The organism is Komarekiella delphini-convector SJRDD-AB1 (genome assembly GCF_014831675.1).
Taxonomy (GTDB): domain Bacteria; phylum Cyanobacteriota; class Cyanobacteriia; order Cyanobacteriales; family Nostocaceae; genus Komarekiella.
Window position 1 is genome coordinate 1 of record NZ_VJXY01000145.1, and the last position, 3,217, is coordinate 3,217.

The 3,217-nt window shown below is 45.9% G+C and carries 2 protein-coding genes and 1 pseudogene; 1 reads left to right on the plus strand and 2 read right to left on the minus strand.

Annotated features, from left to right (window positions below; genetic code table 11):
• Positions 1–111 (plus strand): annotated as a pseudogene (locus FNW02_RS40390) (IS982 family transposase); the annotation flags it as partial.
• A 7-nt stretch (positions 112–118) separates the two neighbouring features.
• Here FNW02_RS40390 and FNW02_RS37810 read toward each other — a convergent pair.
• Positions 119–814: an ATP-binding protein gene (locus FNW02_RS37810; protein ID WP_225226314.1), complete on the minus strand. Its 696-nt coding sequence runs from the start codon at positions 812–814 to the stop codon at positions 119–121.
• 110 nt (positions 815–924) lie between these two features.
• Entirely contained in the window at positions 925–2,964 is a 2,040-nt protein-coding gene (locus FNW02_RS37815) for a Mu transposase C-terminal domain-containing protein (protein ID WP_225226315.1), read from the minus strand.
• Positions 2,965–3,217: the final 253 nt, after the last annotated feature.

Sequence of the window (3,217 nt, forward strand, 5' to 3'; positions counted from 1 at the left end):
CGCAGCCCCGTTAATTTTTGTGTTAACGTTTTATGCGGATTAATCGCTTATTGTCATCAACCTAAGAAACCTAGTCTTCAACTGGAGTGGCTCTTGCCTTCTTATCTTTAACCCGAACTCAGGTTAAATTACAAAAATTCAGCAGTTCGTAAGTCCCAATCAGAATGTGTAGCACTCCCGTAACATTGGTCATGGACTTAATCCAGTCCAACTGATCTAAAAGCTTAAGCGCACTTGCACCAGTCCCAATCTTCATCAAGTGCTGTGCTTCATCCAAAATCACTGCCCGTACACCACGCTTGGTCATTGCCTCTTCTAATGCGTGACGCAGTTCAGGCGAATCATTAAACTGGGCTGTTTTAGTCCGCCCACGTCCTTTTTTCTCCCAAGTTTGTTCCGCGTCAATATCTATCAGCATCCGCCGCTCATAGAATGGTTCTCCCAAAAGTTTTAGTGCAGTGCGGTAATAATCTGCCCGATTAAACACCCCACCGTCAGATGGTCGTGTTTCTAACAGCAATAATGGCATCGGGGGCCCAGAGCCGTTACGATAGCTCAAGGAATTGGAAATACCCGGTAACTGTTCGGGTACATTCTCATTTAACCGTTTAGCAATCTGCCGAATCATCGTTGTTTTACCCACACCGCTTGGCCCATAAACCAATACATGAGCAAATCCGGCGGGTTCTCGAATCGCACGCATCAACAGCATATCTACCCGTGCTAACTGGGGATGTAAAACTGCATACTCCTTAAACTGAGTAAGTTTCGACTGTATTTCGCCGTTAAGATTGTCGGTTAAAAATTTGTCCATCGCATTGTCCCCTAAAAAATTGGGCAGCCTTAGAAACCCCACGATTAATCGTGTCGAGAGTCGAGTCAACCGAGAAAGGCTGCCCAATTTTTTCTCGTGGAAGACCCTCATTAACGGTATTCCCCTAGTATCGGCAGTCGTGTGAGATCCAACAGTTCAACGTTGTTTTGCAGTGGTGGCAATTGTTCGTCATCTTGACCGTGTGGTTCTATCTCTGGGTCAAGAGTGCTAACTCTTGGGAACTGGGGTACACCTTCGTTATTGGGTGTTACATTCTCTAGTACCCCAACAGCTTCCAAATCCCGTAATCTTTGCATTAGCAAGGTTTCATGTTCTTGCACCGCCGCGATGAAGTCGGCAAGGCGTTTGGCAGAGATATTTGTACTCACAGCATTACGCTTATCTTGTTGTCTAATTTCTTGGGCAGCTAATAGCACTTCTTTCTCCGTGCGTCCGGCAAAAGTGCTGTAATACTGAGAGATACATTTGACCCATCTTCCCTCCAGGTACGCATAAGCTACACCCATATCAAAAGGGTCATAGCGCACACTGACTTTGGTTTTTTCGACAACCGGATTGCGGAAAGCATCGTTCCAGTAATAAAGATAATTGACTTTAATTCCCTGTCCCGGCTGGACTTTAGCGTTACCTTTGGGTGTGCTAGGGCGTGTTGCCATGAGGAAGTCTTCGTTGTATGCAATGCGTCGGTGTTCTCTCTCCCCAGTGGCAGCGATAGCGTCGGTATAAACTTGTAATGGTGTCTCACCCAAGGAATCATGTACGCTCGTGTCATAAATGGTGTATGCCCACTCACTCAGGTAGGTATATAAATCTGCTAATGTCCAAACTGCAAGTTGTTTGGGGTCAACAACTTTGGTTAATTGACGTGGCTGCTTACTGGCTTGGGTGTTGCCCAGTAAGTTAAAGATAAATTCTGTATTGGTTGTGCCAAATAATCGCTCAACTACTGAGCCAAAACGGGGTTTACCACCAGGACGAGTCTTTTTAATGCAGTGGTAACGTGCTAATAAGGTATCAAAGTAAACGCTATGAAATTCCTTGCCACCATCTACAACTACGGATTGGGGAAAACGACCCTCACGCTGAACACACAACCTTAGTGCCATCATGCAAGACCTGTAAGAAGGTGGGTCAAAGGTGAGATAAACTGCTAAGATTCGTCGAGAGTAGGCATCAATCAGTAATGTCAGCCAAGGTCGTCCTAAGTTCCGACCAGTTACTTGAGAGCGTAATTCAATGTCGAGTTGGGTGTGGTCAAGATGGCAGATAGCAAAGGGTCTATCTCCATGCCTGGGTGTAGTTTTAGCTAGTTCTAAAACAATCGGTTCGGTTGCGTATGCAGCTTTTGCTCCTTGACGTTTTAAAGTCTGCTCATGGATGGGACGCTTTTTTAGACGAGTATAAAATGTACGCTGACTCAGTGGTGTGATGTTGGCAGCACAGCAGGCTCTTGTATAGGCGCGATAAACGGAAGCGGCTGGGGCTTGTCTTGGTGTCTCGAAGTGTTCGCTAATAAATTGATCTAATAAATTGCTTGCATCTGTTGGTGCTTTGGGTTGGCGATTTCCTCTAGTAGCAGTACGCGGCAGCAACCCAACATAACCGCAACCAAAACTAGCTTCTGCTTCACGAAACTGTTTGACCCATCGAGACAAGGTGCTTTGAGGTATGTCTTTATATATGTCTGTGCGGTGCTGGAAATATGCTTGTACTAGATGAAATCTGTGATTGGCTCTTTGTAGATCCGTAGGCGAGGCGGCATCCATCAATTCACGCACTTTTTCATTGATGGTTGCGTGTGCTTCTGAATTATGAATGTTGATAGTGCCGCTATCAAATAATTGCAGAAAAAATGCTGTGGGCAACTGCATTGGTTGCCCGACTTCGGGTAAAAGTGTGGTTGTCTTCTCGCCCAAGTTAACTAAAGTCCAAAGTTGTGCGTCCCAGACTAATAAGGTATTGGGCAAAAGTGTTGTGGGAGAGGTGATTTGTTGATGATGCCCCGTTGTCCCTATGGCTAAATGTGTATGAGCAGCATGATTTTGTTGGTCTGCCCATAATTGAACTCGCCAATGTTCCACTAGGGGAACTGCATACAAGTCTACGTAGACTCGCTCTGTGGCAATCATAGCGTAGATATCGTTAGCACGTACTCCAGGTATGCTTGCAAGTGTGGCGGCAATGGTTGTTCCTGGGGTGGCTTGAACTGCTGAAGAGATTTGTTCTGTAATGGAGTGAGGGATATTGGCACTGAACCGAATGGCACTAAGAAAAGCCGAAACACTTGTGGTTTAAGCTGTTTGCAATTGCTTGCGTAACTCATGCCGGGGTTTGGTCATTAAGGGGTAAGCTTTTGGGCGGCGTTTACGGACTCGTGGTTCA

Excerpts from the sequence above, each read along its gene's own strand:
- FNW02_RS37815 (WP_225226315.1), bottom strand. The coding sequence starts at position 2,964 with ATGATTGCCACAGAGCGAGTCTACGTAGACTTGTATGCAGTTCCCCTA.
- FNW02_RS37810 (WP_225226314.1), bottom strand. The coding sequence starts at position 814 with ATGGACAAATTTTTAACCGACAATCTTAACGGCGAAATACAGTCGAAA.